Source organism: Ruegeria sp. HKCCD6119 (assembly GCF_013110585.1).
Lineage (GTDB): Bacteria > Pseudomonadota > Alphaproteobacteria > Rhodobacterales > Rhodobacteraceae > Ruegeria.
Genome location: NZ_WVQV01000001.1, coordinates 1,195,942 through 1,222,141, shown reverse-complemented (window position 1 = coordinate 1,222,141; position 26,200 = coordinate 1,195,942). Strand labels below are relative to the sequence as shown.

The following is a 26,200-nucleotide window of genomic DNA, read 5'->3' as shown; positions in this document are numbered from 1 at the left end:
GGCAATCAGGCCAGCCCGGGCAAAAGCGCCTTGAGCCCGTCTGCGATCATGCTGACGGCAATGGCGGCAAGGATCATACCCATGAAGCGGCTCATGATCACGCGCGCGTTGCTGGACAGGCGTTCAGCCAGCCAGGCGGCGTTCCAGAACGTGATCAGAAGCAGGCCGACCACAACGAGAAATACGCCTGCAAAAACAAAGGCCTCGACCGCAGTTTTAACCTGATGTGCGTACAAGATCAGGGTGGTTATCGTGCCGGGGCCCACAAGAATGGGAAAGGCCAGCGGGTAAAAGGCCACCGTATCGGTTTCGGGGTAAGCTTCCTTCTCTCCTTTTGTTCCGTGATGAGAGGTGCTTTCGTTTCCGTTCAGCATGTTGAGACCGATCATCATGACGACCAGGCCGCCGGCGACGCGCAGGTGATTGACGCTGATGCCAAAAAGGCCAAGCGCCTGACTTCCGACCAGCGCAAAGGCACCGCCGAGGATCAGGCAATAGATCACCGTCTTCACCGCAATCTTGCGCTGGTCGGCGGCAGGCAGATCCTGAGTGACGCTCAGAAACACCGGCAGGTTGGAAACCGGGTTCATGATGGCAAACAATGCGCCGAAAAAACCGACAGCAAGCGTGGATTCCATGGTGTTGACCTCATTGATGCCTATACCCGGACGAAACCTGTCCTATTTTACAAGAACTTGAAAGAGGCAGCCTGAAACATGACGGGAAAACTGCTGGCAATTGTTCTGTTGTTGTCGGCCTTGGTGGCCGGGGCCGGAATGTATTATTTGCAGATTTACGGTTTCTACTACGAGGTCGAACCGCAACCCGGCCAGGACGTGGTCCTGATGACGGACCAAAGCGATGCGCCTGTCCCGATCACCTATTCAGACTTTCAGGCGATTGATGCAGACAGTTCTCCGATCCGCTACCGTGGCTGTTTTGAAACGGATCTGAAACCGGATCAGATGGCCGGGTTTATTGCTGTCGAAAACCCCGACCCCTTGACCGCGCCGGGTTGGTTTGACTGTTACGACGCCGTGTCGTTGGGCGATGCGCTGAAATCGGGGCAGGCGCAGGCGTTTTTGAGCGAAAAGAACATCCATTTCGGCGTCGACCGGATCGTGGCGATTACCAGGGATGGCAAGGGATATGTCTGGCACGCGTTGAACAACTGCGGAGAAAAAGCCTATGACGGTACGGTGGTGGGTGAGGAGTGCCCGACGCGCCCTGAAAACTGAGGAAAACCATGGCTGACGCCGTTTTGATCCCGGACTTCATTACTGCAACTCTGGGGTTTGCGGTGTATTTGTTGGGTGCCCGGATCAACAGCAAAGTCGCAGTTTTGAGGCAGTTCAATATTCCTGAACCGGTCACGGGCGGCCTTTTGGCCTCGCTCGTGGTCTTGTTTCTGTATCTTGGTGCCAATGTAGAGCTGTCATTCGAGTTGCAGACCCGGGACGCTCTGCTGGTTTTGTTCTTTGCCGGAATCGGACTGAACGCGCGGCTTTCTGACTTGATTGCCGGTGGTAAGCCTTTATTGATCCTGTTGATTTTGACGCTTGTCACGATTGTTGCGCAGAACGTTATCGGCGCGGCAGGGGCTTCCTTGTTTGGCTATCCGGCGCAAGCAGGCGTTCTGTTCGGTTCGGCCGCGTTGATTGGTGGACACGGAACCGCAATTGCATGGGCACCCGAAGTTGCCAGCGCAACGGGTCTGGACGGTGCAACTGAACTTGGCGTTGCCGTGGCGACGCTCGGACTGGTGCTTGCAGCGCTGGTCGGTGGCCCCATCGCCCGTCTTCTGGTGGAAACACGAGGCCTGTCGCCGGACCGACCTGACGAAGAACATACCGTTGGACTGCCGGAAGAAACGACCGCAGCCACCGAAATTGACCATGTGACCATCATGCGCGTGCTGCTGCATCTGAACCTTGCGATAATTCTGGGCTATGCGCTGGGCGAGGCGATTTCGGCCGCTGGGCTGAAACTGCCGTTGTTTGTGCCCTGTCTGATTATGGGCATCGTGATCTCGAATGTCCGAGCGGCCATCGCTCCGTCCGCGCCGCCGGTTGCACGGACACCGTCGCTGGCATTGCTGTCTGAATTTGCGCTTGGGGCCTTTCTGGCAATGTCACTGATGAGCTTGCAGTTGTGGACCATCGCGGAACTGGGTGTGGCAATTGCCGTGATCATGACGGCGCAAACGGTGTTTACGGTTGCCTTCGTGATTTGGGTACTGTTTCCCCTGATGGGCTCGAATTATCGCGGAGCGGTGCTGGCAGCGGGCTTCGGAGGCTTTGCCCTGGGCGCCACACCCACGGCGATTGCAAATATGACGGCTGTAACCAAGCGATATGGGCCGTCGCCTATTGCCTTTATCGTGTTGCCCCTTGTATCCGCCTTCTTTGTGGATATCGCCAATGCCATCGTCATTCAGACGATTGTGAACTTCTAAGGACCGACTATGCCCGACCTGCTGATCGAACTGTTTTCCGAAGAAATTCCTGCGCGGATGCAAACCCGTGCAGGTGAGGATCTGAAAAAGCGGATTACCGATGGTCTGGTCGAGGCCGGTTTGACCTATTCAAACGCGGCCGCACTGACGACACCCCGCCGTCTGACATTGGCGGTGGAAGGTCTGCTGGCGCAAAGCCCGACAATCCGGGAAGAGCGCAAAGGGCCCAAGGTCGGCGCGCCGGACAAGGCGATTGAAGGATTTCTGCGGGGTGCTGGCCTGACCCGCGACCAACTGGAAGAGCGCGAGACCCCCAAGGGCGCCGTTTACTTCGCCACCATCGAGAAACCGGGCCGTCCGGCCGCCGAGATCATTGCCGAAGTGCTGGAAGCCACTATTCGCAACTTCCCATGGCCCAAATCCATGCGTTGGGGCAGTGGCAGTCTGCGGTGGGTGCGCCCGTTGCATTCGATTCTGTGCATCCTGTCGGATGAATCAGGGGCGCAGGTTGTTCCGATGCAGGTCGATGGCATCCGTTCCGGTGACACTACAGCCGGTCATCGTTTCATGGCCCCCAACCGGTTCTCGGTTACGTCTTTCGAGGACTATGCCGCCAAGCTGAAACGCGCATTCGTTTTGCTGTCACAGGATGAACGTGCCGAACACATCTGGAATGATGCGCAGAACATGGCTTTTGCCGCCGGTCTGGAAATCGTCGAAGACAAGGGGCTGTTGGCCGAGGTTGCCGGGCTGGTGGAATGGCCTGTGGTGTTGATGGGGAAAATCGACGAGGAATTCCTCGAATTGCCGCCCGAGGTGTTGCAGACCTCGATGAAAGAGCATCAGAAGTTCTTTTCGGTGAAGAACCCCAAGACCGGCCGGATCGAGCGTTTCATCACCGTCGCCAACCGCGAAACCACCGATAACGGCGCGACCATTCTGGCCGGCAATCAAAAGGTGCTGTCGGCGCGTCTGGCCGATGCCAAGTTCTTTTGGGAAAACGACCTGCGCGTTGCCAAATCGGACATCGCCCAATGGACCCGCGCGCTGGAGAACGTGACCTTCCACAACAAACTGGGCACTCAGGCCCAACGTATCGAGCGCATCGCCGCGCTGGCCCGCGAACTGGCTCTGGTGACGGGCGCCGACCCGGATCAGGCCGAGAAAGCCGCGCGTCTGGCCAAGGCCGATCTGAGTTCAGAGATGGTCTATGAATTCCCCGAACTTCAGGGGCTCATGGGGCGGTATTACATCGAAGCCGCCGGCGAGGATGCCGCGGTGGCTGCTGTTGCGCAGGAACATTACTCGCCGCTGGGGCCGTCGGATGATGTGCCTGCGGCACCCCTGTCGGTCGCCGTGGCGCTTGCGGACAAACTTGATACTCTGGCAGGCTTCTGGGCGATCGACGAAAAGCCCACCGGGTCGAAGGACCCGTTCGCGCTGCGTCGCGCGGCATTGGGGGTGATCCGGTTGATCCTGAACAATGATCTGCGGCTGAAGCTGGATCGTTTCTTCGACGCGCAACTCGTTCGGGCCGAAGCGGCTTCCAACGAAGCCTTGCACGACGGGCATGTCGCAGAGCTGTTGGATGAGATTGCCGACCACGGTGTTTTCGGAGCGGCGTTCCGTACGGTGAAGGAGAAGCTTGCGGGCGACAAGGCCGGGACGCAACAAATGACGGACTTTCTGCGTCTTGAACGGACGGTACCCGATACGTCCGATGACCTTTTGTCCTTCTTCCACGACCGCCTCAAAGTCTTTCTGCGTGACGAGGGCATCCGCCACGACATCATCGATGCGTGCATCGCGATGGAGGGGAATGACGACCTCAACCTGCTGGTCAAACGTGCCCGCGCGTTGAATGCCGTGATCGCGACCGAGGATGGGGAAAACCTTGTGCAGGGGTTCAAGCGGGCCAACAACATCCTGACCCAGGCCGAGGAAAAGGACGGCGTGGAATACTCTTACGGTGCGGATGTGAAATTCGCCGAGACCGACAGCGAGAAGGCGCTTTTCATGGCTTTGGATGGGGCGCAGACGCAAATCGACGTGGCCCTGAAATCCGAAGACTTTCCAACTGCAATGGCGGCCATGGCGGGGCTGCGCGGGCCGGTGGATGCGTTCTTTGAGGACGTGCAGGTCAACACCGACAATGACGTGATCCGCCGCAACCGGCTGAACCTGCTCAGTCAGATCAGGCAGGTTTGTTCCAGCGTGGCCGATCTGTCGCGGATCGAAGGTTAAAACCTCGGGCACGCAGCGATGCGTGCCCACAACGCCCTTGCACGAAGGGCGCAAGCGCTTATGCTGCAGGCAAATCAAAAGGTGCTGCAGTGCAGAATAATCCGCATACCACGCTCATTACATCCGATGCGCCGGTCACGGCCCATACCCATGGCGGGCGGGCCAAGTGTCTGCAACGGCTGGTCCGACTGGACCTGCCGGTGCCCCGGACCGTCGCCTTGTCGTTTGATGCGGTCCATCAGATTGCGGAAGGCGACGTTCCGAACCTTGACGCGATCCTTGAGCAATTCGACCCCACGACCTTGCTATGCGTCCGACCAAGTTCTGAAGATCCCGATTGGGGCGGGCCCGGTGCGGTTCTGAACATTGGCATGAATGATGCCCGCTATGTGGATCTGTCCGATACCATGGGGGCAGAGGCCGCTGCTGCGCTGTATCTCAGGTTCGTTCAAAGCTATGCGATCCACGTGGCGCGGCTGGACGCGGATGTGTTTGATGACATCGACATGGATGGCAGCGAAGGCTTGCGCCACTCCCTGCGCGCCTACGAAGATGAAACGGATGAAGCCTTCCCGCAGGACCGGGGTGAACAGCTGATCGGCGTTCTGCGCTCGATGGCACGTGCATGGGACGGGACGTCCGCCCGGCTGCTGCGGCAGGCCAAGGGTGCCCCGGCAGATGCGGGTCTTGGGCTTGTCATTCAAGAGATGATCCCGGGCGTCGGGCAGGGTGAATGCGGATCAGGCGTGCTTCAACTGGTTGATTCCACAACAGGAATGCCACAGATCACCGGTCGCTACCTAAGCCAGAGCCAGGGGCGCGACGCGCTAGGCAAAGATGTGGCAGCCCTGTTTCTTGAAAAAGACCCGCGCGGCCCCTCGCTGGAAGAGGTTGCGCCCAAAGCCTTTGCCGACGTCAAAACGCATGCCGTCCTGATGCGCGAAAAACTGCGTGAAGAAATGCAGGTCGAGTTCGTCATTCAAAACGGCAAAGTGCATATTCTGGATGGCGTCCGGGTGCAGCGATCGGCCCGCGCGGCCATGCGCATTGCCGTACGTCTTGCCGAAGACGGTATCATACCGCCGCAAGAGGCGGTGATGCGTGTCGACCCGCACGCGCTGAACGAACTACTGCACCGTCAGGTCCACCCCGATGCGCGCCGCGATGTGCTGACCACCGCCATTGGTGCCAGCCCCGGTGCCTCGACCGGCAAGATCGTGTTCACCTCGGCCGAAGCGCAGGCCAGTGCCGCCCGTGGCGAGGCGTGTGTTCTGGTGCGCCGGGAAACCTCGCCCGAGGATGTGCGCGGGATGCATGCCGCCGTTGCAGTTCTGACGGAAAAGGGCGGCATGACCAGCCACGCGGCCGTGATCGGGCGCGGATTGGGTCTGCCCTGTATCGTCGGGGCCTCGGAAATGCGGTTTCAGACGAAAGACAAGATGCTGACCGCACCGGATGGGCGGGTGTTCAAAACCGGCGATATTGTCACCATTGATGGCAGCTCGGGTCAGGTGCTGGCCGGTCAACCCGCCATGCTCGAGGCCGCATTGGATGACTGTTTCCAGACGCTGATGGGCTGGGCCGATGCCGAGCGTGACATCGACATCCGCGCCAACGCCGACACACCGGCTGACGCGCAGACAGCCCGGAACTTTCAGGCTCAGGGGATCGGTCTGTGCCGGACAGAACATATGTTCTTTGATCCCGGCCGTCTGATCGTGATGCGTGAAATGATCTTTGCCCAAACCTCGGCGGGTAGGGCGGCGGTGCTGGAACGCCTGCTTCCGATGCAGCGCGAGGATTTTGTTCAGCTGTTCAGGATCATGGAAGGCCAGCCTGTCTGCATCCGCCTGTTCGATCCACCCTTGCATGAATTTCTGCCGACAACGCGCACCGGGCAACGGGAACTGGCAGAGGCGCTGGACCTTCCTGTGTCCGACGTTGAACGCCGGGTTGAGGCGATGACCGAATACAACCCAATGCTGGGCCTGCGCGGCGTTCGTCTGGGTGTCACCGTGCCCGAGATCTACGACATGCAGGCGCGCGCGATTTTCGAAGCCACGCTGGAGGCCAGAAAAAACGGTGCCCCGGTGGTGCCCGAAGTGATGATCCCGCTGGTATCTGCCAAGCGCGAGGTTGAACTGGTCAAATCCCGCATCGATTCGGTCGCCGCCGCCGTTGAATCTGAACGGGGACAGAAGTTCGAATATCGGCTGGGCGTCATGGTCGAAACACCACGCGCCTGTCTGCGCGCGGAAGAAATCGCGCCGCAGACCGCCTTCATGAGTTTTGGTACAAACGACCTGACACAGATGACCTACGGCCTGTCCCGCGACGATGCCGGTCGTTTCATGTCCGCCTATGTTCGGCAGGGAGTCTTTGGCGAAGATCCGTTCCACGTTCTTGATCCGGATGGGGTCGGGGAATTGCTGAAACTCGGGGCGGAACGAGGGCGTGCCGCGAAACCGAATGTGACCCTTTCGGTCTGTGGCGAACACGGCGGGAACCCCGAATCAATCGCCATTTGCAGGGATTTGGGGTTTGACTATGTTTCGTGTTCGCCGTTCCGGGTTCCGGTCGCTCGGCTGGCTGCCGCTCAACTGGCGATTTCCTCCAGACTTGGGGGTTGACACCGCGCTGAACCCCAAGGATTAGTGGGTTATTCGGTCACTCGTAGGCGAAAATTATTTTCGCCACGGGCAGTTTTCCACTTGCTTTTTTCAGGATACTGGACCTTTGCGCAGGATTGCGTTAGATGCCTCGTCGCGCCCGCCGGGGGAGGGTATGGCGCGTGATGTGCCTGTGCGAGGTTATCTGATGCTACGTTACATAATGGCTGTTGCTACAATGGCGGCAACCGTGCTGCCGAGTGCGTCCTTCGCCGAGAGGGAAGCAATTGATACTGCAAAGAAAGAACTTGTCGCCCGCAGTGAGCTGCCGGCGCAAAGCTTCCGGGACTATTTCAAGCTGTTCCAGCCCCGCAAGGCGGCTGAACCTGTCGAAGTGTCCTTCTCCAAAGACTGGCTTGACCAGCAACCAAAGGCCTCCGGTGGTGAAAACTGGAAATGCCTGTCCGAAGCCCTGTATTTCGAGGCGCGCGGCGAAAGCGTGCGCGGCCAGTTCGCGGTTGCCGAGGTGATCCTGAACCGGGTCAAAAGCGGCCGTTTCCCGGATTCCCTGTGCGGGGTGATCCATCAGGGGACCGGCAAGAAATACCAGTGCCAATTTACATACACCTGTGATGGCCGCAAAGAGGTCATCCACGAGAAAACGGCGTATGAGCGTGTGGCAAAAGTCGCGCGGGCAGCTATTGATGGTGTGGCGGATGAGTTGACCGAAGGGGCGACGCACTATCACACGACATCGGTTCGCCCGTCCTGGTCGCGGGTCTATAAACAGACGGCGAAAATCGGCGTGCACATTTTCTACCGCCACAACTATCGGACAGCGAGCAACTGATTGACGCACCCGCGCTGGAAGCTTGCTGGCGTGGGGCAGGTTGCATCCTATATTGCGGGCCAGGAGGCCCGCAATGATTTTGAACCGCAGACATCTTTTGCAATCCGCCGCCGCAGCATTTCTGATGCCGCGTGTGGCCAGCGCGGGTTTTGCACCGCTTAATGCGCGTGTAGCCAAATACCCGATCGCGCCAGCAAGTTATCCTGAAACGGTAGTCTGGACATATGACGGGTCTGTTCCCGGCGTTGAACTGCGCGTCAGGCAGGGCGACCGCATCCAGCGCACCCTGATAAACCAGCTCCCGCAAGCCACGTCGGTCCATTGGCACGGCATTCGCATCGAAAACGCCATGGACGGCGTGCCCGGCCTGACGCAGGACGCGGTGGAAGCGGGCGCAAGCTTTGATTACTCCTTCGTCGTTCCCGATGCAGGGACCTATTGGTACCATGCGCATAACCAGTCGATTGAACAGGTTGCGCGCGGGCTTTATGGGCCGCTGATCGTCGAAGAAACCGTGGCCCCCGATGTGGATCAGGATTTGGTGCTGATGCTGGACGACTGGCGGCTTGATCCGGAAACCGCCCAGATCACGGATAATTTCGACAATGGCCATGATCTGAGCCATGCAGGTCGGATTGGGAACATCCTGACCGTCAACGGATCATTCGATCCCGCGTTTGCGGTACGCAGAAACGAGCGTCTGCGACTGCGATTGGTCAACGCCTCAAATGCCCGGATATTTGACCTGGATCTTGATGGTCTTTCAGGGTGGATCGTCGCCTTGGATGGAATGCCCTTGGACACACCGCTGCGGCTGTCGGGCTCTTTCCCGCTGGCACCTGCGCAGCGCGCGGATCTGATTGTGGATGTCGTCACCGAGGGCGAAACGGCAAGCCTGGTCAGCGTCGAAAGAGATGGTTCCTTTGGGCTGGCGCGGTTCGAGGTTGGTGGAAACGCTGCCGGGGCGCACAGGCAGGGCGTGTCAGCATTGCCGCCTAACCCTCTGCCTGAGATCGGGAATTTTCAACGTGCCAGAGCGCACCAGATGGTTCTGCAAGGTGGCGCAATGCGGTGGCTGGAAAGCGGCCGGCTGGGTGGAACGGAACTGTCAGGCCGCGAACTGGCGCAGTTGGGCAAATTCTGGGCGCTGAACGGTTACGCCGAGCGCCCCGAAGATCCGTTTCTGGATGCGGCCGTCGGCAGTTTGCACAGGATCGAGTTCGTAAATGAAACCGCATTTCCGCACGCAATGCATCTGCACGGGCATCACTTCCGGCTGATCATGGACGATGGCTCTCTGGGCCCCTGGCGTGATACCGTTCTGGTCGGGCGGGGACAGACTCGCCAAATCGCATTGATCGCGGACAATCCCGGGAACTGGTTGCTGCATTGTCATATGCTTGGGCATGCTGCTTCCGGGATGATGAGCTGGTTTCGGGTCTCGTGACGCCGCATTCGGCGGTTGGAATGGCGCTTGTTTGAATGCTATAGGCCCTCGCGACGCCTATAGTAGGCAAACTATGCAACGAGCCCGAAAAGGCCTGACCCATGAGTTCTGAAATCCGCTTGGCATTCGCACACCCGTCCGAACGGTCCGAAGCGACGTCTCCTCGGGGGCCGTTGGATCGTATCTCTTTGCGCGACCATATCGTCGAAGTCGAAATCGGTGCCTTCCAGGCCGAGCGGGGAACAACCCAGCGGATCTGTTTCAACATCGTGGTCGAAGTCCGGCCTCTGACAGACCCGATTGATGATGATGTGGATCGCATCCTGTCATATGACCGCGTAACGGAATCCATCGCCTATGAGCTGGCGGCCGAGCGCCTGAACCTGCTTGAGACATTGGCCGAACGCGTTGCGGAACGCATCCTGCTTGAACCTCAGGCTGTAAGGGTCTTTGTTCGCATCGAAAAACTGGATCGAGGCCCGGGTGCGTTGGGGGTTGAGATCGTGCGTGGAAAAGACTCGGTCCATCATGAGGTGGCCGAAGAAGAACGCCCGCATCCCCGCCTTGTCTTCCTGTCGAATGACGCCATCGCCTCGGAAAACCTGAAGGGTTGGATCGATCAGTTGGAGAACCGCCAGCGCCCGCTGATCCTGTGTGTCGGGGCGTCCGAACTGGCCGCTCCGCAAACGGGTCATGCGATGACGCAACGCCGAATTGACCTGTTGGCAATTGAACAGAATGCCTGGGTTCTGGCGGCACGGGACCATCGCTGTGTGGTGGTCTCAACGCGGACCGAATTGGATTGGGCGATGAAGAACGGCCAGATCTGTGTCTGGGCCCCATCCAAGATCGTATTGGACGCCGTTGACGGCCCGTCTGCCGCCCCGTCGGATGCCGTGGCGCTGGCTGCATGGTTCGCGGCGACCTTTGAAGCGAGCGAAATGATGGTGATCGGCGGCGCATTGCCGACGGAACCCAAAACGCCCTTGCGCGCTGTTGCGGTGGATCAGGCCCAGCTGTGAGAACCTATTTCAGACCACTGGTTCAGCATGGAGCGACCCGTCCGGCAGGCGCTGTGCCGCTGGCGGGCCAACCCCTTTGGTTCACTCACGCCGAGGCCCTGCGGCGCGGGTCAGAACCCGAAATCGTCGCGGCCTCGGACGTTCCGTCAGATTACCTGAGCCGTTTGATCCAACCGCGGGCTGACGTGGCGGGCCTTGATATGCAGGTGCCTCATATCATGGGGATTCTGAATGCCACGCCGGACAGTTTCTCGGATGGCGGTGTTCACAGCTCGGTAGATGCTGCTCGCGTGGCTGCGGTGAATATGGTGGCGCATGGTGCCACGATTCTGGATATCGGCGGAGAGTCCACCCGTCCGGGGGCGGATTTTGTCCCGGCCGGGGAAGAGATCGCGCGAACCCGCCCGTTGATCGAAGCGATCCGGTCGGAAACAGGCGCTTTGATTTCCATCGATACACGAAAGGTCGATGTCGCCAAGGCTGCCTGCGCGGCCGGGGCAGGGTTGGTCAACGATGTCTCGGGCTTCACCTTCGATCCGGCATTGGCACCGTTCTGTGCCGCGCAGAGAGTGCCTGTCTGTGTCATGCACATGCAGGGTGATCCGGCGACGATGCAGATCAATCCGCAATACGACAATGTATTGCTGGATGTTTACGATTTTCTCGAAGGCCAGATTGCGTTGCTGGAACGTCTTGGCCTGAGCCGCGATCAGGTCGTTGTGGATCCCGGGATCGGGTTTGGGAAGACCGAGGATCACAACCTGATCCTTCTGCGAAATCTCAGCCTGTTCCACGGCCTAGGCTGCCCGATCCTGTTGGGCGTGTCGCGCAAGGGCTTTATTGGCGCCATCGGAAAAGAGCCTTGCAAGACTGCCCGCGCGCCGGGATCAATCGCGGTGGCTCTGGCCGGATTGTCTCAGGGCGTGCAGATCATCCGCGTTCATGACGTGGCCGAGACCTCTCAGGCCTTGCGCCTATGGGCTGCTGTCCGGTAATCCGGTCGCACGGCAAATCACGGAGTAACACCTATGCGCAAGCTGTTCGGAACCGACGGGGTGCGGGGCACCGCCAACACGCATCCGATGACGGCAGAGATGGCGTTGCGCATCGGGGCCGCTGTAGGGCGGTATTTCCGACGCGACGCGACAGGGGTGCACCGGGTTGTTATCGGCAAGGATACGCGTTTGTCCGGCTATATGCTGGAAAACGCGCTGACGGCCGGTTTGACATCCACTGGAATGAACGTGCTGCTGCTGGGGCCCGTTCCGACGCCCGCCGTTGGCCTCATGACGCGGTCCATGAGGGCTGATCTGGGCGTCATGATCTCGGCCAGCCACAACCCTGCCGAAGACAACGGAATCAAGTTCTTTGGGCCGGACGGCTATAAACTGTCCGATCAGGCCGAGGTCGAGATCGAAAGGCTGATCGACGAAGGCGTCAGACCCGCCCAGGCGCAGAATATCGGCCGGGCGCGCCGGGTTGATGACGCACGGTTTCGCTATGGCGAACGTGTGAAGTCGTCGTTGCCGCGGAACGTCAGTCTGGATGGTTTGAAGGTGGTGATCGATTGTGCGAACGGCGCAGCCCACCGCACCGCGCCAGAAGTTCTGTGGGAGCTGGGCGCAGAAGTGATCCCCGTGGGAATCGCGCCCAACGGCAAGAATATCAATCTCAACTGCGGATCGACCAAGCCGCAACTGGCCGCAGAAACCGTTGTCGCGCATGGCGCCGACGTGGGCATTTGTCTGGACGGCGACGCGGACAGGGTGGTTGTGGTCGACGAAACCGGCCAGGTGGCTGACGGCGATCAGCTTATGGCTTTGCTGGCAACGGCATGGAAGAAATCGGGCCAGTTGAAAGGCGACGCCCTGGTCGCGACCGTCATGTCCAACCTGGGCTTGGAACGCCATCTGACAGCGCAGGGTTTGCGTCTGGAGCGAACGGCCGTCGGTGATCGCTACGTGGTCGAACGGATGCGTGAAGGTGGGTTCAACCTTGGTGGGGAACAGTCCGGCCATATCGTTATGAGCGATTATGCCACAACCGGTGATGGGTTGATGGCTGGGCTGCATTTCCTGGCGGAAATGGTTTTGTCGGGGCGCAAGGCATCTGATCTGTCCAAGCAGTTCGAAACCGTTCCGCAGTTGCTGAAGAATGTGCGCTATTCCAGCGATCAAACACCGTTGGAGGTTCAAAGTGTTCAGGCGGCCATCGCCGATGCCGAGGCGCGGCTGAACGGGCAGGGCCGGTTGTTGATCCGCAAATCCGGGACCGAGCCTCTGATCCGCGTGATGGCTGAATGCGAAGACGATGGGTTGCTGACCCAAGTTGTCGACAGCATCGTGGCAGAGGTCGAAGCCGCCACAAGCTAGTGCCCGAACAATACCTTTCGCAGGCTGAACCACTGGCTGATGGCCATGCCGGTCAGGATCAGCGCCAAAGCGATGTAAAAGCGCAGGGGCAGGGCCTCGGACAGGATCCATGCGCCGAACACCATCGACCAGATCGGCACCTGATAATTCACCAATGTCAGGAAAACCGACCCGGCGCTGCGGGTGATCGAAACGCGCAAAAGGGTGGCAAACGCGGTTGGCAGCAATCCCAGAACGATCAGGGCGATTGTCGGGCGTGGGCCTTGCCAGGTCGGCAGCCCCTCGGTGACCAGCATTATGGGCAGAAGAAGCACGGCCCCGACAACCAGCGTCAGAGCAGCCAGTACCAAAGGGTCAACCGGCGGACAGCGTCGCGTCAGCACGGATGAACTTGCATAACACAACGCTGCCGTGATGCAGGCCAGTTGTGCGACGGGTTCTGCCCCCTGGCCCAATTGTGCAAGGCCGGGTCCGATCAAAACCAGGGCCCCGGAAAAGCCAAGGCACACCCCCATAAATCGGCGCAGGTTCAGTGGTTCATCCGAGAAGAAATGCGCAAGCGGCAGCACCATCAGCGGGATAGCAGCCATGGACAGCCCCGCAAAGGCAGATGGCACAAATTGCTGCCCCCAGCTCAGCAACATGAATGGCACGGCAGTGGACAGCACGCCAATAAGGACAATCGAAACACTCAGCGCCGGCGTCAGAACCGGCAGCTTGCGACCGGTCGCCCTCATCATCAGCAACAGGGTAACAGCGCCCAGCGTGGTTCGTGAGGTGGCAACGGTGATTGGGCCATACCCTTCAAGCGCCATGGCAACGACCATGAAGGTCGCGCCCCAGATCAGGCCCAGCGTGAAGACGCCGCTCCAGTCCTGTCTTGTCGGCTGTTGAACCATTGATTGTCCTGTCGGAACGCGCGGGTGCGCCAAAAAATTTAACCTGACCGGCTGTTTATGTGCCTTGCCGGACCTTTGTTCTAACGAAAAAGGCGGCCACGCGGGCCGCCCTGTGAAAGGCTTCCGCCCTACTTAGTTCTTTTCTTTGTCAACCATCTTCCCGGCCGAAATCCACGGCATCATGCCGCGCAGCTTGGCGCCGGTTTCTTCGATCATATGCTCGTCATTGGCACGGCGCGCCGCTTTGATGGTCGGCTGGCCAACGGCGTTTTCCAGCATGAAGTCACGAACGAATTTACCCTGCTGGATGTCGTCCAGAACCGCTTTCATGCGCGCTTTGGTTTCGTCGTATTTCAGGATACGCGGCCCGGTGACGTACTGGCCGTATTCGGCGGTGTTCGAGATCGAATAATCCATGTTGGCGATGCCGCCTTCATAGATCAGGTCAACGATCAGCTTCACTTCGTGCAGGCACTCGAAATACGCCATTTCAGGGGCGTAACCGGCTTCGACCAGAGTTTCAAAGCCGCAGCGGATCAGTTCGACCAGACCACCGCACAGAACGGCCTGTTCGCCGAACAGGTCGGTTTCACATTCTTCACGGAAGTTGGTTTCGATGATGCCCGAGCGCCCGCCACCGATGGCCGAGCAGTAGGACAGGCCGATTTCCAGCGCCTTGCCGGTTGCATCGTTGTGGACAGCGACCAGGCAGGGCACGCCGCCGCCTTTGGTGTATTCGCCGCGCACGGTGTGGCCGGGGCCCTTGGGGGCCATCATGATGACGTCGACGCCTTCTTTCGGCTCGATCAGGCCGAAATGGACGTTCAGGCCGTGGGCAAAGGCGATGGCCGCGCCCGGCTTGATGTTGTCGTGGACATATTTTTTGTAGGTCTCGGCCTGAAGCTCGTCGGGCATGGTGAACATGATCACGTCACACCAGGCAGCCGCTTCGGCGATGCCCATCACTTGCAGACCTTCCGCTTCGGCTTTCTTGGCCGAGGGCGAGCCTTCGCGCAGGGCGATGACCAGGTTCTTTGCGCCTGAATCGCGCAGGTTCAGCGCGTGGGCGTGACCTTGCGAGCCATAGCCCAGGATAGCCACTTTCTTGTCTTTGATCAGGTTGATATCGCAATCGCGATCGTAATAGACGCGCATTTCGCCGGTCCTTTCTGGTTTGATTGCGGCGGTTGTATCTGCCTGTTCGCGCAATGGCGATAGGGTTGGGCTTGAGTATTTGCAAAAAAGATGAAGAATAATTCGTAATAGTTAGAGAAAGTGAAAAAATCATGTTTGATGATATTGATCGGCGCATTCTGCGTCACTTTCAAGCAGACCCGAGCCTGACAACAGCGGAACTGGCTGATCTTTGCCGGATCAGCGCGGGCGTCTGCTGGCGGCGAATCGAAAAGATGCAGACCGCAGGGATCATCGAAGGGCAGGAGGCCGTGATAGACTGGGCCGCGATGGGATATGCTGTCGAAGTTTCGCTTCGGATCACGCTCGACAAGACGCAGGCCCGAGCTTTCGACGATTTCACGCAGGCGGCGCGTGACGTGGCAGAGGTAATCGAAATCCAGACCTTTCTGGGTCGTGTCGATGTTCGTCTTTCCGTCATTGCAAGAGATATGAAGCATTATCAGCAGCTTTATCGCGACCGGATTCTGACCCTGCCTCATATTGCCGATATCGAGGCCCTTATGCACATCGCGCGGGTCAAGCGGGACGAGGTGCTGCCGGTATGATCGAACTGGATGAGATTGATCGCCGTCTTCTTCGCGCGCTGCAACAGGATGCCACGCAAAGTGCCGGAGCATTGGGGCGCCGGTTCGGGTTGTCCCAACCCGCCACGTGGCGCCGCATTCGTCGGCTGGAAGAGGCAGGAATAATCAAGGGCCGTCGGCTGCGTCTGAATGCCGAGGCGCTGGGGTTCGGTGTCACAGTCTTTCTGGGCATCAAGCTGGGGCGCAAGGGCCAAGTCAGTCTTGAAGATTTTGAGCGCGCTGTCAGTGCCGTGCCCGAGGTGCAGACAGTCGAACACGTGCTGGGGCTGTATGATTATCGACTGCGTGTCGTAGCCCGGGACTTGGCCGATTTCGAACGTGTTTTGCGGCGTCGGATCATGACTCTGCCGGGTGCAGGCGACGTCGAGGCCAACGTTCTGCTGAGCGAAGAACGTCTGCCCGGTCCCATCGGCTGAACAGAGTCAGTATTTCGTGCGGATGCAATAGCCCGGATGATGCGTCATGCGCGCAAAGGTAAGCGGCCTGTCTTCTTTCCAGGTGGTGCGCTCCATTTGAATCATGGATGTTCCCGCCGTGGTGCCCATGAATTCTGCCAGTCGCGCATCTGCGGAAATGGCACAGAAAGCGACCTCGGCATCGGTGAAAGGTGCGGCCGTCAACAGCCATTCATGTGGCCCCTGTTCGAACAGGTCCGCGTCCTCCACGTCAGGTACGGCCTCGATGTTGATCCATCGTTCTTCCATCTGGAAGGGCCGATTATCTGCATAGTGCATACAAATTACATGTAGAACACGCGCGTCCGGTGCCACGTTGATCTGCGAGGAAAGCCATCCTGGGCTGGTGACCACATTCCTTTCAACAAGCGCATAGCGATAGTTTGCATTCTGGTTTTCGACCACTTGCCGCGCCAGTGACAATTCAAGTTTGGCGTGTTTGCTGGGCTCTTTCTTGACACGTGTCCCGCTCTTGCGTTTGCGCTCGACAAAGCCCTGGTCGGCCAGTTCTCTCAAGGCTCTGTTCACAGTGGCCCGGGCGCAATTGAACTCCTCTGCCAGCTGGGTCTCCGTCGGCAAAAGCGATCCTTGTGGCCAGACACGGCTTTCAATGCGTCGTTTTACTTCGTCTCGAACGAACTGGAAGCTGATCCGCTTTTGTATCGTCACGGGTGAATCTATCCCTTCAAGTATAAAGTGTGCGCATCTGTTCAGAAGCAAGTAGAAGTGTAAAGGGGAAGTGACACTGGTTGGCGTCATTTTTCTGTCTTCAGGAAACTAAGTGAGAAAAATTAAGTGTTTGTTAAGCTTTACGTTGGGTCAATTTTTGCAGCGAAAGGGCTTTACCCGCACTGACAAAGCGGACAAGACTTCGAAAACGCTTTGGAGAGGATGCGCCATGCCAGGCTTGCTGGAAACCGTTGACCCGGACGGGCTCGAAGAATTCTCGGTCGTATTTACCGACCGCTCGCTGAACCATATGTCGCAAAAGTTTCAGCAGGTGATGCGCGACATTTCGGATATGTTGAAGGGCGTGTACAACGCGGATGGCGTTGCCGTTATTCCCGGTGGTGGAACCTATGCCATGGAAGCGGTCGCCCGACAGTTTGCGCGCGGCGCAGATGTGCTTGTGGTTCGCAATGGTTGGTTTTCGTACCGGTGGAGCCAGATCATTGAAAGCGGTTCTCTGACAAACTCGACCACGGTCATGAAGGCGCGCGAGACTGGCAATTCCAGCCCATCGCCTTTTGCGCCTGCTCCACTCGAAGAGGTCGTCGCCGCGATTCGCGAACAAAAGCCCGGTGTTGTTTTTGCTCCGCATGTCGAAACGTCGGCGGGGGTCATTCTGCCGGATGATTATGTGACCGCGCTGGCAAGCGCGGCGCATGAGGTGGGTGCGCTGATGGTGTTGGATTGCATTGCGTCGGGTTGCGCCTGGGTGGACATGAAAGCCACCGGTGTCGATGTTCTGATCTCGGCGCCGCAGAAAGGGTGGAGCGCCTCGCCATGTGCCGGTCTGGTCATGTTGTCTGAACGCGGAGAGGCACGTCTGGAGCAGACCAGTTCCGACAGTTTCGCCCTTGATCTGAAGAAATGGCGGCAGATCATGCAAGCCTATGAAAACGGCGGCCACGCCTACCACGCCACGATGCCGACCGATGCGTTGCTGGCCTTCCGCGACACCATGGCAGAGACTCGTGAATACGGGTTCGAAAAGTTGCGTGCGGCGCAATGGGCGCTGGGTGACGGTGTGCGGTCGATGCTGAAGGACAAGGGTGTTGTTTCGGTTGCGGCCGACGGTTTCGGCGCGCCCGGAGTTGTGGTCAGCTATACCTCGGATCCCGAAATCCAGAACGGCAAGAAATTTGCGGCACTTGGCATGCAGATTGCCGCGGGTGTTCCGTTGCAATGTGATGAGCCCGAAGGGTTCAGCACGTTTCGGTTGGGTCTGTTCGGGCTCGACAAGCTGTACGACGTGGACGGCACCATCGCGCGTTTGAAACGGGTGCTGGATCAGGTTCTTTAAGCGGACCGGGCCTTAGCGAACGCCGAGGCCCATCTGCATCAAAGTCTTGCGCACGGGGGGCAGGGAATAGAGCGCGCTCAGCCCCATCGCCCGTGCATCCCGCAGCGGCCGCGCCTCGATCATCGAGGCGCGGTTCAGCAGATCAATGCCTTTGACGCGCATCTCGATCTCGGTGTGACGGGCCTTGTGATAGGCACCCAGCATCTGTTCGTCTCCCAGACCTTCGGGCCGGGCCTGTGCCAAATCCAGCAGGCAACGCAGGTCGCCCAGAGACATGTTCAATCCCTGTGCCCCGATGGGAGGCACCACATGCGCCGCCTCGGCCATCAGCGCAATGCGTTCACCCGCCAACCGTTCCGCCGATTGGCTGATGATCGGCCAGATCGTTCTGCGGGATGCCAATTTCAGCGGGCCGAACAAACCGCAGGACCGAGAGGTCATGGCGGCCTCGAATGCCTCGGGTTCCAGGTTCAGAAGTTCAACGGCCTTCGGGCCGCGCTCCATCCAGACGATAGCGGACGAGGGCTGCCCGTTCCAGTCCGGCAGAGGCACCAGCGTGAACGGCCCCCCGGATCTGTGAATCTCAGTCGAGACATTCTCGTGTGGAATGGGGTGCGTCACCGCAAATGCCAGCGCCTTTTGCCCATATCGAGTTGTGTGCACCTCGATGCCGGCCGCTTCGCGCATTGGCGAATTACGACCATCGGCAGCAATCACAAGTCTGCACCGAACGCGGCGGCCATCGCTCAGGCCCACGCGGGCCTCGGCGGTTCGGGTGAACAGGCTGGTGGTCGCGGTGCCGGGGCGGAAATCGACATTTGGCAACTCGGCCAGTCGTGCCACCATTTCACGGCGCAACAGCCAGTTGGGCAGGTTCCAGCCGAAAGGTTGTTCGGAGATGTCGGCCGCGTTGAAGTCGCGAACGACGCGTGGCTCGGGCAAGTCGCCCCCGGCGTCAACGATCCGCATGACTTGCAACGGGGCTGCCTGTGCATCCAGTCTTGCCCACAGACCGCATTGTTCCAGCAGGCCACGCGCAGGCTGCAAGAAAGCCGTTGTACGCAGGTCCGACCCGTCCACGTCCCGCTCGGTGATCGGAGGGCTCGGATCAACGCAGATCACTTCAAAACCTGCTGTTCCGAATACCGCCGCAGCGGTCAGACCGGCGATCCCGCCACCGGAAATCAGGATGTCACAGCTGTCGGACATGGCGCCTCTCATCATTCTGGGCAGAACCTAGTTCGGATCTGCCCCAAGTGCCAAGTGACATCCTGTCCCGTATTTCAGCCCCGTGAAATCAGGATGAGGATCAGAAACATCAGCGGCACCATCATAAGGGCAGGGATGTAGAGGCCGGGAAGGCCGAACAACATGATGGAACAGCCCCACATGCTGAAAATCGCAGCGGCGGTGTAATACAAGTCTTCTGCCTTGGCGTTGACCGCGTCGCGCGCCAGCCATCCAAAGACGGGAATTGCAAAGAAAAGGCGCTGCCAAATCGGTAGGCGCAGCGGCATGTCAATCGCGCTCATCGGGGTCTCCATCTGTTCGTCGCTGCCGCGCATATAGGGGTGTGGAAGCGCGTGCAGAACGTGCAGATCGTCGCAGTGTGACAGCCTATCGCAGGCGTGACAGAAACGCGGTCAGATCGTCCGTGTGATGGTGGATGTGATCGGCTCCATGCGGGTCGGGGGAAACATGAACCGTACGCATTCCCATCTCGTGCGGGGCCGCGAGATTGCGTGGTTCATCTTCGAACATGGCCGCCGTTTCTGTCTGAAGGCCGTCCTGTTCAAAAATCGCTTCGAACGCAGCTTTTTCGGGCTTTGGTCGGTACCCTGCATGTTCAACACCGTATATCGCGTCGAACAGGCCTGTCAGGCCGCGTGCCTCGAGGACCCGTTCCGCATAGGGCGCGCTGCCGTTGGTGTAGACGATCCGCCGGCCGGGAAGGGCGCGGATGTGATCGGCCAGTTCCGCATCCGGGTCCATGTGGCTCATGTCAACCTGATGTACCGCGTGCAGGTAAGGGTCGGGGTCCAGATCATGTTCGGCCATCAACCCGGCCAGCGTGGTCCCGTATTCCCGCCAGTAATGCGCGCGCAGCCGGTCGGCCTCGGCCCGGTCAACACCGATGGCTTGCACCACATAATCCGTCATCAGAACTTCTATCTGATCGAACAGCCGCATATGCGGTGGGTATAGGGTGTTGTCCAGATCGAACACCCATTGTGTGACATGACTAAACGAAGGTTTGACCATGGCTTGGGTTTAGGGCGCAGTCGGTCGGTTTTCAATGCTGTACTTGATCGCCGCCCCCTGTCACGGCTAGACATGTCCGAACGAGGAGACAAACGATCCCATGAGCCAGACCCGATCCCCGACCAAGGACGCTTACAGCCTTATCCTGGAAGCCATTGATGTGGGTGTCTACAAACCCGGTGATCGGTTGGTGGAAAGCGAACTGGCAGAGCGTTTCGGAGTGTCACGCACCCCGATCCGCGAAGCGTTGCAACGGTTGGAAACCCAGTCTTTGCTGGAACGGGACGGGCGGTCGTTGATCGTCGCATCCCTGGATCACAACCAGATGGCCGAGCTTTACATCGTGCGCCGGGAACTTGAAGGGCTGGCTGCGCGCCTTGCCGCAAAGCACGCCACTGAGGAAGAAATCAAGGTTCTTCAGGATATGGTCGTCGAAGACGACAAGTTGATCGATGACCCAACGGCTTTGTCGCGCGCCAACCGGCGGTTTCACGAACAGATTCATCTGGCGTCACACAATCGCTATCTGGTTCAGCAGCTTGATCTGGTTCACCGGACCATGGCTTTGATGGCGACCACTTCGCTGGCTGTTCAGGGTCGTGGCGAGATTGCGCAAAGTGAGCATAAGGGAATCGTCGAGGCCATCGCGGCCCGAGACGAAGAAGCCGCAGGGCAGGCGTTGAAGGAACATATTTCAATCGCCTTCATGACACGTCTGAAACAGGATGCCAGTCGTCGCGACAAGTGAACGTCAGGCCAGCGGAACGTCTTCGCTGGCCTGCCCGTGTTGGGTTTTGTCCCAAAAAAACGGATTTGTCGCCAGTTCCCACAGGGCTTTGTAACCGGCGACCACCCCCAGCGGGAAATACAGACACATCGTCGGGACCCACGGCAGCAAAAACCGACGTTCACGCGCGGATACAGCGATGATCCCGACGCATATGTTCAGGGCCTCGGTTGCCAGAAACAGCCAGATCAGCGCCGTCGTGATCTGCTGCGGCAGGATCTGCTCCATCGGATTGGGCATGCCCAGGGCGTACAACCAGAAAATCCATAGAACAGGGGCCAGCAGGAACTGACCCAGAGTGCCCAGAAAGAATGCCTGTAGGCCGATAAACTGGGCCGCACCCAAATCTGCATACAGTTTCCGCGGGTCCCGCATGTGCACAAGATAGGTGACCATGAACCCCTTGAGCCAGCGTGAGCGTTGCTTCACCCACGGCCAGGCACGGAAATTCGCCTCTTCGAAGGTGGCGGTGTCCACCATCTCGGTCCGGTAACCCGCCCGGCAAAGCCGCACGCCCAAATCGGCATCTTCGGTGACATTGTGGGCGTCCCAACCGCCCAGTTCCAACAGCTTTTCGCGGCGGAAAAAGAACGTCGTTCCCCCAAGCGGGACGACCAGCCCCATACGTGCGATGCCCGGTAGGATCACGCGAAACCAGCCGTTGTATTCGATGGTGAAACAGCGTGACCGCCAGTTCGTGCGAGGGTTGTAGTAGTCCAAAACACCTTGCAGGCAAACCACCTCGGGCGAAGCTTGGGTGAAATGCGCAACCACTCGTTCAATCTGATCTGGCTGTGGTGCGTCTTCGGCATCCCAAACGCCAACAATGTCACCACGGCAAAAATCCAGCGCGTAATTCATGGCGCGCGGTTTGGTGGTCAACCCGTTCAGTTCCGGGACTTCATCAACACGCATCCAACTGGGCAGAGCCACTCGCGCAAGGGCGTCGCGCGTCACGTCATCGGTCGCCTCGAGCACGAGAATGACGTCCAGCAGCGCTTTGGGATAGGTCAGCCTTTGAAGCCGTTGCACCAGAGCACTCGCGATTTCTCGCTCCTTGTACAACGGCACCATGATGGACACGCAGGGGTGACGCAGCGCGATCGCCGCCTCTGTTGGCTGGGTCGGCTTTTTCATGCGGTCGCTGAGACAGGCCAGGGCGCCCATTATCCGAAAGGCTGCAAAAAGAACCAAACTACCTACGGCCGCGCCCAACAAAACCATCAATCCAAACGAAGGGAACAGGGCGAAAAGACACAGCACACCCAGCGTTGTTGCTGATGATACGAGCCGGGACCCGGCGGTCCAGTTGCGGCAGCTTTGTGCCGCGTTCACACGGGTTTCGGCCGCTTTTGCGAGCGTCCGCGCGAAGTGCTGTGCAATGACCCTGTCGATCTGATGAGAATCCGCAAGAACCGGCAGGATGGCACAGTCGCAATCCTGCATCTCGGCTGCCACGGTTGCAAAACGATCGGGCCGGGCAGTGGCGACCAAAACCAGAGGGCCGATGCGCATCCAAGGAATGACATTGTTCTCAAGCCAGAAATCTACCGGCTTCAGGTTACACAATCCGGGCATCGGTGGAATTTGTTCGAGGTCCGCGATCTGCCACCCGAACTGCGTCGACAGGGCCTTCAGAACGTCCTGCCTGGTGGCATACCCCTCGCCAACCAGAATCTCGCCAAGCGGCGCTTTCTGCCTGGTCTGCAAGCTCAACGCATGGTCCAGTTGCGAGCGCGTGATAACCTCGGTTTCCAGCAGGCAAGCGCCCAGCGGTTTGCGAAAACCGGGCGCAGGAATCGGGGTGGCGGTTGTAAAATTCTGAAGGTTAAGTTCAACCATAAAGAAACCCTGGCACAGTTACCTGCGCTCAGGGTTGATCAAACAAGGTTAATGTGCCGTTAACTCTGGTAACTTAAGGGTTTATGCCTGCTCTTTTTTCTTTTCCATCGCATCGGCGAAACGTTCGAACAGGTAAAAACTGTCCTGGGGTCCGGGCGACGCTTCGGGGTGGTATTGTACCGAGTATACAGGTCTGTCAGTCATGCGGATCCCGCAGTTCGAGCCGTCAAAAAGTGATCTGTGGGTCTCGACCACGCCCTCCGGTAAAGACTGTGCGTCCACGGCGAAACCGTGATTCATCGACGTGATTTCGACCTTGCCGGTTTCCAGATCCTTGACCGGGTGGTTCGCGCCGTGGTGGCCGTGGTTCATCTTGACTGTCTGACCGCCCAACGCCAGCGCCAGCATCTGGTGGCCAAGGCAGATACCAAAGACGGGCAGATCGGTTGTATCCAGAATTTCCTTGATCATCGGCACAGCATAGGCACCCGTTGCGGCCGGGTCGCCGGGGCCGTTCGACAGGAAAACGCCATCCGGCTGATGGGCCAGCACTTCGGCAGCCGTCGCCGTCGCTGGCAAAACGGTTACATCACATCCAGCCGAGGCGAGACAGCGCAGAATATTGCGCTTTGCACCATAGTCGACAGCCACGACTTTGTGGGCGGGGGCCTCTTGCCGCTTGTATCCTTCCGGCCAAGCCCAGCGCATTTCATCCCAGCGGTAGCTTTGGGCACAGGTGACTTCCTTGGCCAAGTCCATACCTTCCAGCCCGGCAAAGCCGCGGGCCGCAGCAACCAGTGCTTCGATGTCGAAATTGCCCTCGGGATCATGAGCCAGCGCCACATGCGGCGCGCCCTGCTGGCGGATGGCGCGGGTCAGACGGCGGGTATCAACGCCGCCGATGGCGATGCGTCCACGGCGGGCAAGCCAGCCCTTGAGTTCTTCGGCCGAGCGCCAGTTTGACGGCTCGGTCGGATCCCATTTGACGACCATTCCAGCGGCGACCGGATCACCGGTTTCGTCATCTTCCGGGTTCACGCCGACATTGCCGATATGGGGGAAGGTAAAGGTGACGATCTGCCCGGCATAGGATGGATCGGTCATGATTTCCTGATATCCGGACATCGCTGTGTTGAAGCAGAGCTCAGCCACGGTCTGTCCGGTTGCTCCGAAACCGATGCCGTAAAACAGCGTTCCGTCGGCCAAAGCCAGACATGCGGTGGGCTTGGACGGGGCGTTCTGGGCCATGGCGCGACTCTCCTGCAAGGTAAACCGGCGCATACCTAAGGGGGTTAAGCGCTTGGGTCAAGTCTGTTCAATTTTTGGGCTATTGTTATTTTTCAATGGGTTAAGCTTGGTCGCCCCCGGTTGTAACACGCTTTTTGTTTAGATATGTTCGGGGTTCCGTTGTCATGGGGATGGACAAGCCAAATGGACATGCGATCACGGGTGAATGCCGCCCTGAAGCAAGCAATGAAAGACAAAGCAGCCGAGCGTCTGTCGACACTGCGGTTGATCAACGCGGCCATCAAGGACCGCGACATCGCCGCGCGCGCCTCGGACAATGAAGAGGTCAAGGGCTGCGGTGATGCAGAGGTGCTTGAAATACTTGGTAAAATGACCAAGCAACGTAAGGAAAGTGCGCGCGCTTATGAAGAGGGCGGACGCCTGGACCTGGCCGAGCGCGAGATGCAGGAAGTCACCGTAATCGAAGAGTTTCTGCCCAAGCAGCTGGATGATGATGAAGTGTCAAAGGCGATTCATGCCGCGATTACTTCAACCGGTGCCGGTTCCATTCGGGACATGGGCAAGGTCATGGGCGAGCTGAAGACCCGCTATACCGGACAGATGGACTTCGGCAAGGTCGGACCCATGGTCAAGGACCAACTCTGCGCCGCATCAAACGGCGACTGCTGAGACACCTACTGCGCGACAGGATCGCGCAGTTTTCTGGCCAGGTCGTCGTAGAGCGTGATACGCTCGTCTTCCGACAAAAACGCCCCGATTTCGACCTCACGCCCGTCTCCGACGAGCGTGACGTAGTGTGGCACCGGACCACCTTTTTCGTACATCTCAGGTCGTGCCCAATAGCGATTGCACGACCATTCCTGTTGGTCCTTGCCCGGGGTGTGATGCACCAGGCGGGCTTGTGAACCGGACAAGGTGAAAACCTCAAACGCACTGCGCGCGCGATAGTTCGCCTGAATCCCCAGCCAAAGCCCAAGCACCGTCAACAGCAGAAACGGTAACAGGCCCCACAACACGACCGACCCAAGCACGGCCAACAATGGGATCAAACCGAACAGAAATACAGACAGGATGGCAATCATCGCCCCACGTCGCGGCAGAGAGTTATGCGGCCAGAGGCGCAGTTCCTGTTCGGTTTCGGATGTCTGATTCCATTTGTACGGCATACCGGAAACATATCGCAGTGACGCCTCATGTCGACGGATTTTGATCAGACCACGTGGCCCACACGCGCCCAGGACAAGGCGTCATCCAAACGGTCGTCGCCCCAGAACACCTCTTGCCTCACCACGAAGCTGGGGGCGCCGAAAACACCCAGTTTCACGGCGACGTCTGTTTCAGCTTCTAGCGCGGTGACGATATCCGGGCTGCGCGCGCGGGCCAGTGTCAGACGAGGGTCCTGCTGGCACCGTAGCAAAGCTTCGGACAGGGCGCTTTCGCTGCCCGCCTCGACGCCATCCTCGAACCAGATGCGGTATAGGTTCTGGGTAAATGACTTGCCCCACCCATCCGTCATACCAAGCAAAGCGACCTGATTGGCCAGGGCAAGATCGGAAATCGGATAGGGTACGGGCAGGCTGGCGTGGATGTGATACTTGGCACAGCGCCGTTCGATATCACGCCACATATATGCGGATTTTTCGGGTTTTCCGGCGAACGGGATATTCTGCTGGGCTGACATGACCGTGCGCACATTAAAGGGCCGCCAGTTAACGGTGGCGTCATGTTCAGCGCACCAGTCGTCCAGACGCATCACGGTAAGGAAGCTGTAAGTGCTGCCGATTGAATACCAAAAGTCGATTTCCGGCATTGCCGATCCTCCGACTGTTCTGTGCGGGTATCATAGCGGATTTTGGTACACTTGGCGAACCGGCAGAGGTGGAAACGAAAAAACCCCGCCA

25 protein-coding genes are annotated in these 26,200 nt (G+C 58.8%); 14 read left to right on the top strand and 11 right to left on the bottom strand.

The genetic code is table 11. The features are described 5' to 3' along the window. Window positions 1-5: 5 nt before the first annotated feature. A complete protein-coding gene (locus tag GS611_RS06100) occupies window positions 6-638 on the bottom strand; it encodes a MarC family protein (protein ID WP_171633290.1) in 633 nt (210 codons plus the stop codon). A gap of 78 nt (window positions 639-716) precedes the next feature. On the opposite strand from GS611_RS06100, the gene GS611_RS06095 reads away from it, so the two are divergent. The 9 genes from GS611_RS06095 to glmM all read left to right on the top strand — a co-directional run bounded on the left by GS611_RS06095 (window position 717) and on the right by glmM (window position 12,999). Next, complete coding sequence (locus GS611_RS06095; RefSeq protein ID WP_171633287.1) at window positions 717-1,238, top strand: DUF6446 family protein; 522 nt, start codon at window positions 717-719, stop codon at window positions 1,236-1,238. A gap of 8 nt (window positions 1,239-1,246) precedes the next feature. After that, complete coding sequence (gene gltS / locus GS611_RS06090; protein ID WP_171633284.1) at window positions 1,247-2,455, top strand: sodium/glutamate symporter; 1,209 nt, start codon at window positions 1,247-1,249, stop codon at window positions 2,453-2,455. Window positions 2,456-2,464: 9 nt separating this feature from the next. Then, on the top strand, window positions 2,465-4,699 hold the full coding sequence (gene glyS, locus GS611_RS06085) for a glycine--tRNA ligase subunit beta (RefSeq protein WP_171633282.1): 2,235 nt from the start codon (window positions 2,465-2,467) through the stop codon (window positions 4,697-4,699). Between the two features lie 89 nt (window positions 4,700-4,788). Continuing rightward, window positions 4,789-7,329, top strand: a complete 2,541-nt coding sequence (locus GS611_RS06080; RefSeq protein WP_171633281.1) for a putative PEP-binding protein — start codon at window positions 4,789-4,791, stop codon at window positions 7,327-7,329. A gap of 187 nt (window positions 7,330-7,516) precedes the next feature. Further along, complete coding sequence (locus GS611_RS06075) at window positions 7,517-8,158, top strand: cell wall hydrolase (RefSeq protein WP_171633280.1); 642 nt, start codon at window positions 7,517-7,519, stop codon at window positions 8,156-8,158. A 73-nt stretch (window positions 8,159-8,231) separates the two neighbouring features. Continuing rightward, entirely contained in the window at window positions 8,232-9,605 is a 1,374-nt protein-coding gene (locus GS611_RS06070; protein WP_171633279.1) for a multicopper oxidase family protein, read from the top strand. Window positions 9,606-9,706: 101 nt separating this feature from the next. Next, window positions 9,707-10,627 carry a dihydroneopterin aldolase gene (locus GS611_RS06065; RefSeq protein ID WP_170346604.1) on the top strand — a complete coding sequence of 307 codons (921 nt, stop codon included), beginning with the start codon at window positions 9,707-9,709 and terminating at the stop codon, window positions 10,625-10,627. Beyond that, complete coding sequence (gene folP / locus GS611_RS06060) at window positions 10,624-11,622, top strand: dihydropteroate synthase (RefSeq protein WP_171633276.1); 999 nt, start codon at window positions 10,624-10,626, stop codon at window positions 11,620-11,622. Before GS611_RS06065 ends, folP begins: the two co-directional genes overlap by 4 nt. A 33-nt stretch (window positions 11,623-11,655) precedes the next feature. Continuing rightward, a complete protein-coding gene (gene glmM, locus GS611_RS06055; RefSeq protein WP_171228515.1) occupies window positions 11,656-12,999 on the top strand; it encodes a phosphoglucosamine mutase in 1,344 nt (447 codons plus the stop codon). On the opposite strand, the gene GS611_RS06050 is transcribed toward glmM, so the two are convergent. Together GS611_RS06050 and ilvC are read right to left on the bottom strand one after the other, a co-directional pair. After that, window positions 12,996-13,898 (bottom strand): DMT family transporter, encoded by a 903-nt coding sequence (locus GS611_RS06050; protein ID WP_171633273.1) that lies wholly within the window; start codon window positions 13,896-13,898, stop codon window positions 12,996-12,998. The genes glmM and GS611_RS06050 overlap by 4 nt on opposite strands. A gap of 132 nt (window positions 13,899-14,030) precedes the next feature. After that, entirely contained in the window at window positions 14,031-15,053 is a 1,023-nt protein-coding gene (gene ilvC / locus GS611_RS06045; RefSeq protein ID WP_171633271.1) for a ketol-acid reductoisomerase, read from the bottom strand. A 131-nt stretch (window positions 15,054-15,184) separates the two neighbouring features. Between ilvC and GS611_RS06040 the strand changes: the two genes are divergently transcribed. Both GS611_RS06040 and GS611_RS06035 read left to right on the top strand, forming a co-directional pair. After that, entirely contained in the window at window positions 15,185-15,640 is a 456-nt protein-coding gene (locus tag GS611_RS06040; protein WP_171633268.1) for an Lrp/AsnC family transcriptional regulator, read from the top strand. Next, window positions 15,637-16,095, top strand: a complete 459-nt coding sequence (locus GS611_RS06035; protein ID WP_152457626.1) for an Lrp/AsnC family transcriptional regulator — start codon at window positions 15,637-15,639, stop codon at window positions 16,093-16,095. The genes GS611_RS06040 and GS611_RS06035 overlap by 4 nt, the downstream gene beginning before the upstream one ends. 6 nt (window positions 16,096-16,101) lie before the next feature. Here GS611_RS06035 and GS611_RS06030 read toward each other — a convergent pair whose 3' ends face one another. After that, on the bottom strand, window positions 16,102-16,803 hold the full coding sequence (locus GS611_RS06030; RefSeq protein WP_348539704.1) for a GntR family transcriptional regulator: 702 nt from the start codon (window positions 16,801-16,803) through the stop codon (window positions 16,102-16,104). A gap of 229 nt (window positions 16,804-17,032) precedes the next feature. Between GS611_RS06030 and GS611_RS06025 the strand changes: the two genes are divergently transcribed. Beyond that, window positions 17,033-18,160: an aminotransferase class V-fold PLP-dependent enzyme gene (locus tag GS611_RS06025; RefSeq protein ID WP_171633264.1), complete on the top strand. Its 1,128-nt coding sequence runs from the start codon at window positions 17,033-17,035 to the stop codon at window positions 18,158-18,160. 12 nt (window positions 18,161-18,172) lie between these two features. Here the strand turns inward: GS611_RS06025 and GS611_RS06020 are convergent, their stop codons facing one another. The 3 genes from GS611_RS06020 to GS611_RS06010 form a co-directional block, all read right to left on the bottom strand. Then, window positions 18,173-19,369, bottom strand: coding sequence for a UbiH/UbiF family hydroxylase (locus GS611_RS06020; RefSeq protein ID WP_171633262.1), 1,197 nt, complete (start codon window positions 19,367-19,369; stop codon window positions 18,173-18,175). 74 nt (window positions 19,370-19,443) lie between these two features. Then, on the bottom strand, window positions 19,444-19,692 hold the full coding sequence (locus GS611_RS06015; RefSeq protein WP_171228521.1) for a hypothetical protein: 249 nt from the start codon (window positions 19,690-19,692) through the stop codon (window positions 19,444-19,446). 85 nt (window positions 19,693-19,777) lie between these two features. Next, entirely contained in the window at window positions 19,778-20,422 is a 645-nt protein-coding gene (locus tag GS611_RS06010; RefSeq protein WP_171633260.1) for a pyrimidine 5'-nucleotidase, read from the bottom strand. A 100-nt stretch (window positions 20,423-20,522) separates the two neighbouring features. On the opposite strand from GS611_RS06010, the gene GS611_RS06005 reads away from it, so the two are divergent. Next, on the top strand, window positions 20,523-21,170 hold the full coding sequence (locus GS611_RS06005; RefSeq protein WP_171633258.1) for a GntR family transcriptional regulator: 648 nt from the start codon (window positions 20,523-20,525) through the stop codon (window positions 21,168-21,170). A gap of 3 nt (window positions 21,171-21,173) precedes the next feature. Here the strand turns inward: GS611_RS06005 and GS611_RS06000 are convergent, their stop codons facing one another. Together GS611_RS06000 and carA are read right to left on the bottom strand one after the other, a co-directional pair. Further along, complete coding sequence (locus tag GS611_RS06000; protein ID WP_171633255.1) at window positions 21,174-23,051, bottom strand: glycosyltransferase; 1,878 nt, start codon at window positions 23,049-23,051, stop codon at window positions 21,174-21,176. An 81-nt stretch (window positions 23,052-23,132) separates the two neighbouring features. Continuing rightward, the gene (gene carA / locus GS611_RS05995; RefSeq protein WP_171633252.1) at window positions 23,133-24,299 is read right to left on the bottom strand and encodes a glutamine-hydrolyzing carbamoyl-phosphate synthase small subunit; all 1,167 of its coding nucleotides are present in this window, start codon (window positions 24,297-24,299) and stop codon (window positions 23,133-23,135) included. Window positions 24,300-24,482: 183 nt separating this feature from the next. Here carA and GS611_RS05990 point away from each other — a divergent pair, with 183 nt between their 5' ends. After that, window positions 24,483-24,968 carry a GatB/YqeY domain-containing protein gene (locus GS611_RS05990; protein WP_171633249.1) on the top strand — a complete coding sequence of 162 codons (486 nt, stop codon included), beginning with the start codon at window positions 24,483-24,485 and terminating at the stop codon, window positions 24,966-24,968. A 5-nt stretch (window positions 24,969-24,973) separates the two neighbouring features. Here the strand turns inward: GS611_RS05990 and GS611_RS05985 are convergent, their stop codons facing one another. Together GS611_RS05985 and GS611_RS05980 are read right to left on the bottom strand one after the other, a co-directional pair. Next, window positions 24,974-25,465, bottom strand: coding sequence for a DUF2244 domain-containing protein (locus GS611_RS05985; protein WP_171633245.1), 492 nt, complete (start codon window positions 25,463-25,465; stop codon window positions 24,974-24,976). Between the two features lie 44 nt (window positions 25,466-25,509). Continuing rightward, window positions 25,510-26,109, bottom strand: a complete 600-nt coding sequence (locus GS611_RS05980) for a 2-hydroxychromene-2-carboxylate isomerase (RefSeq protein WP_171633243.1) — start codon at window positions 26,107-26,109, stop codon at window positions 25,510-25,512. Window positions 26,110-26,200: the final 91 nt, after the last annotated feature.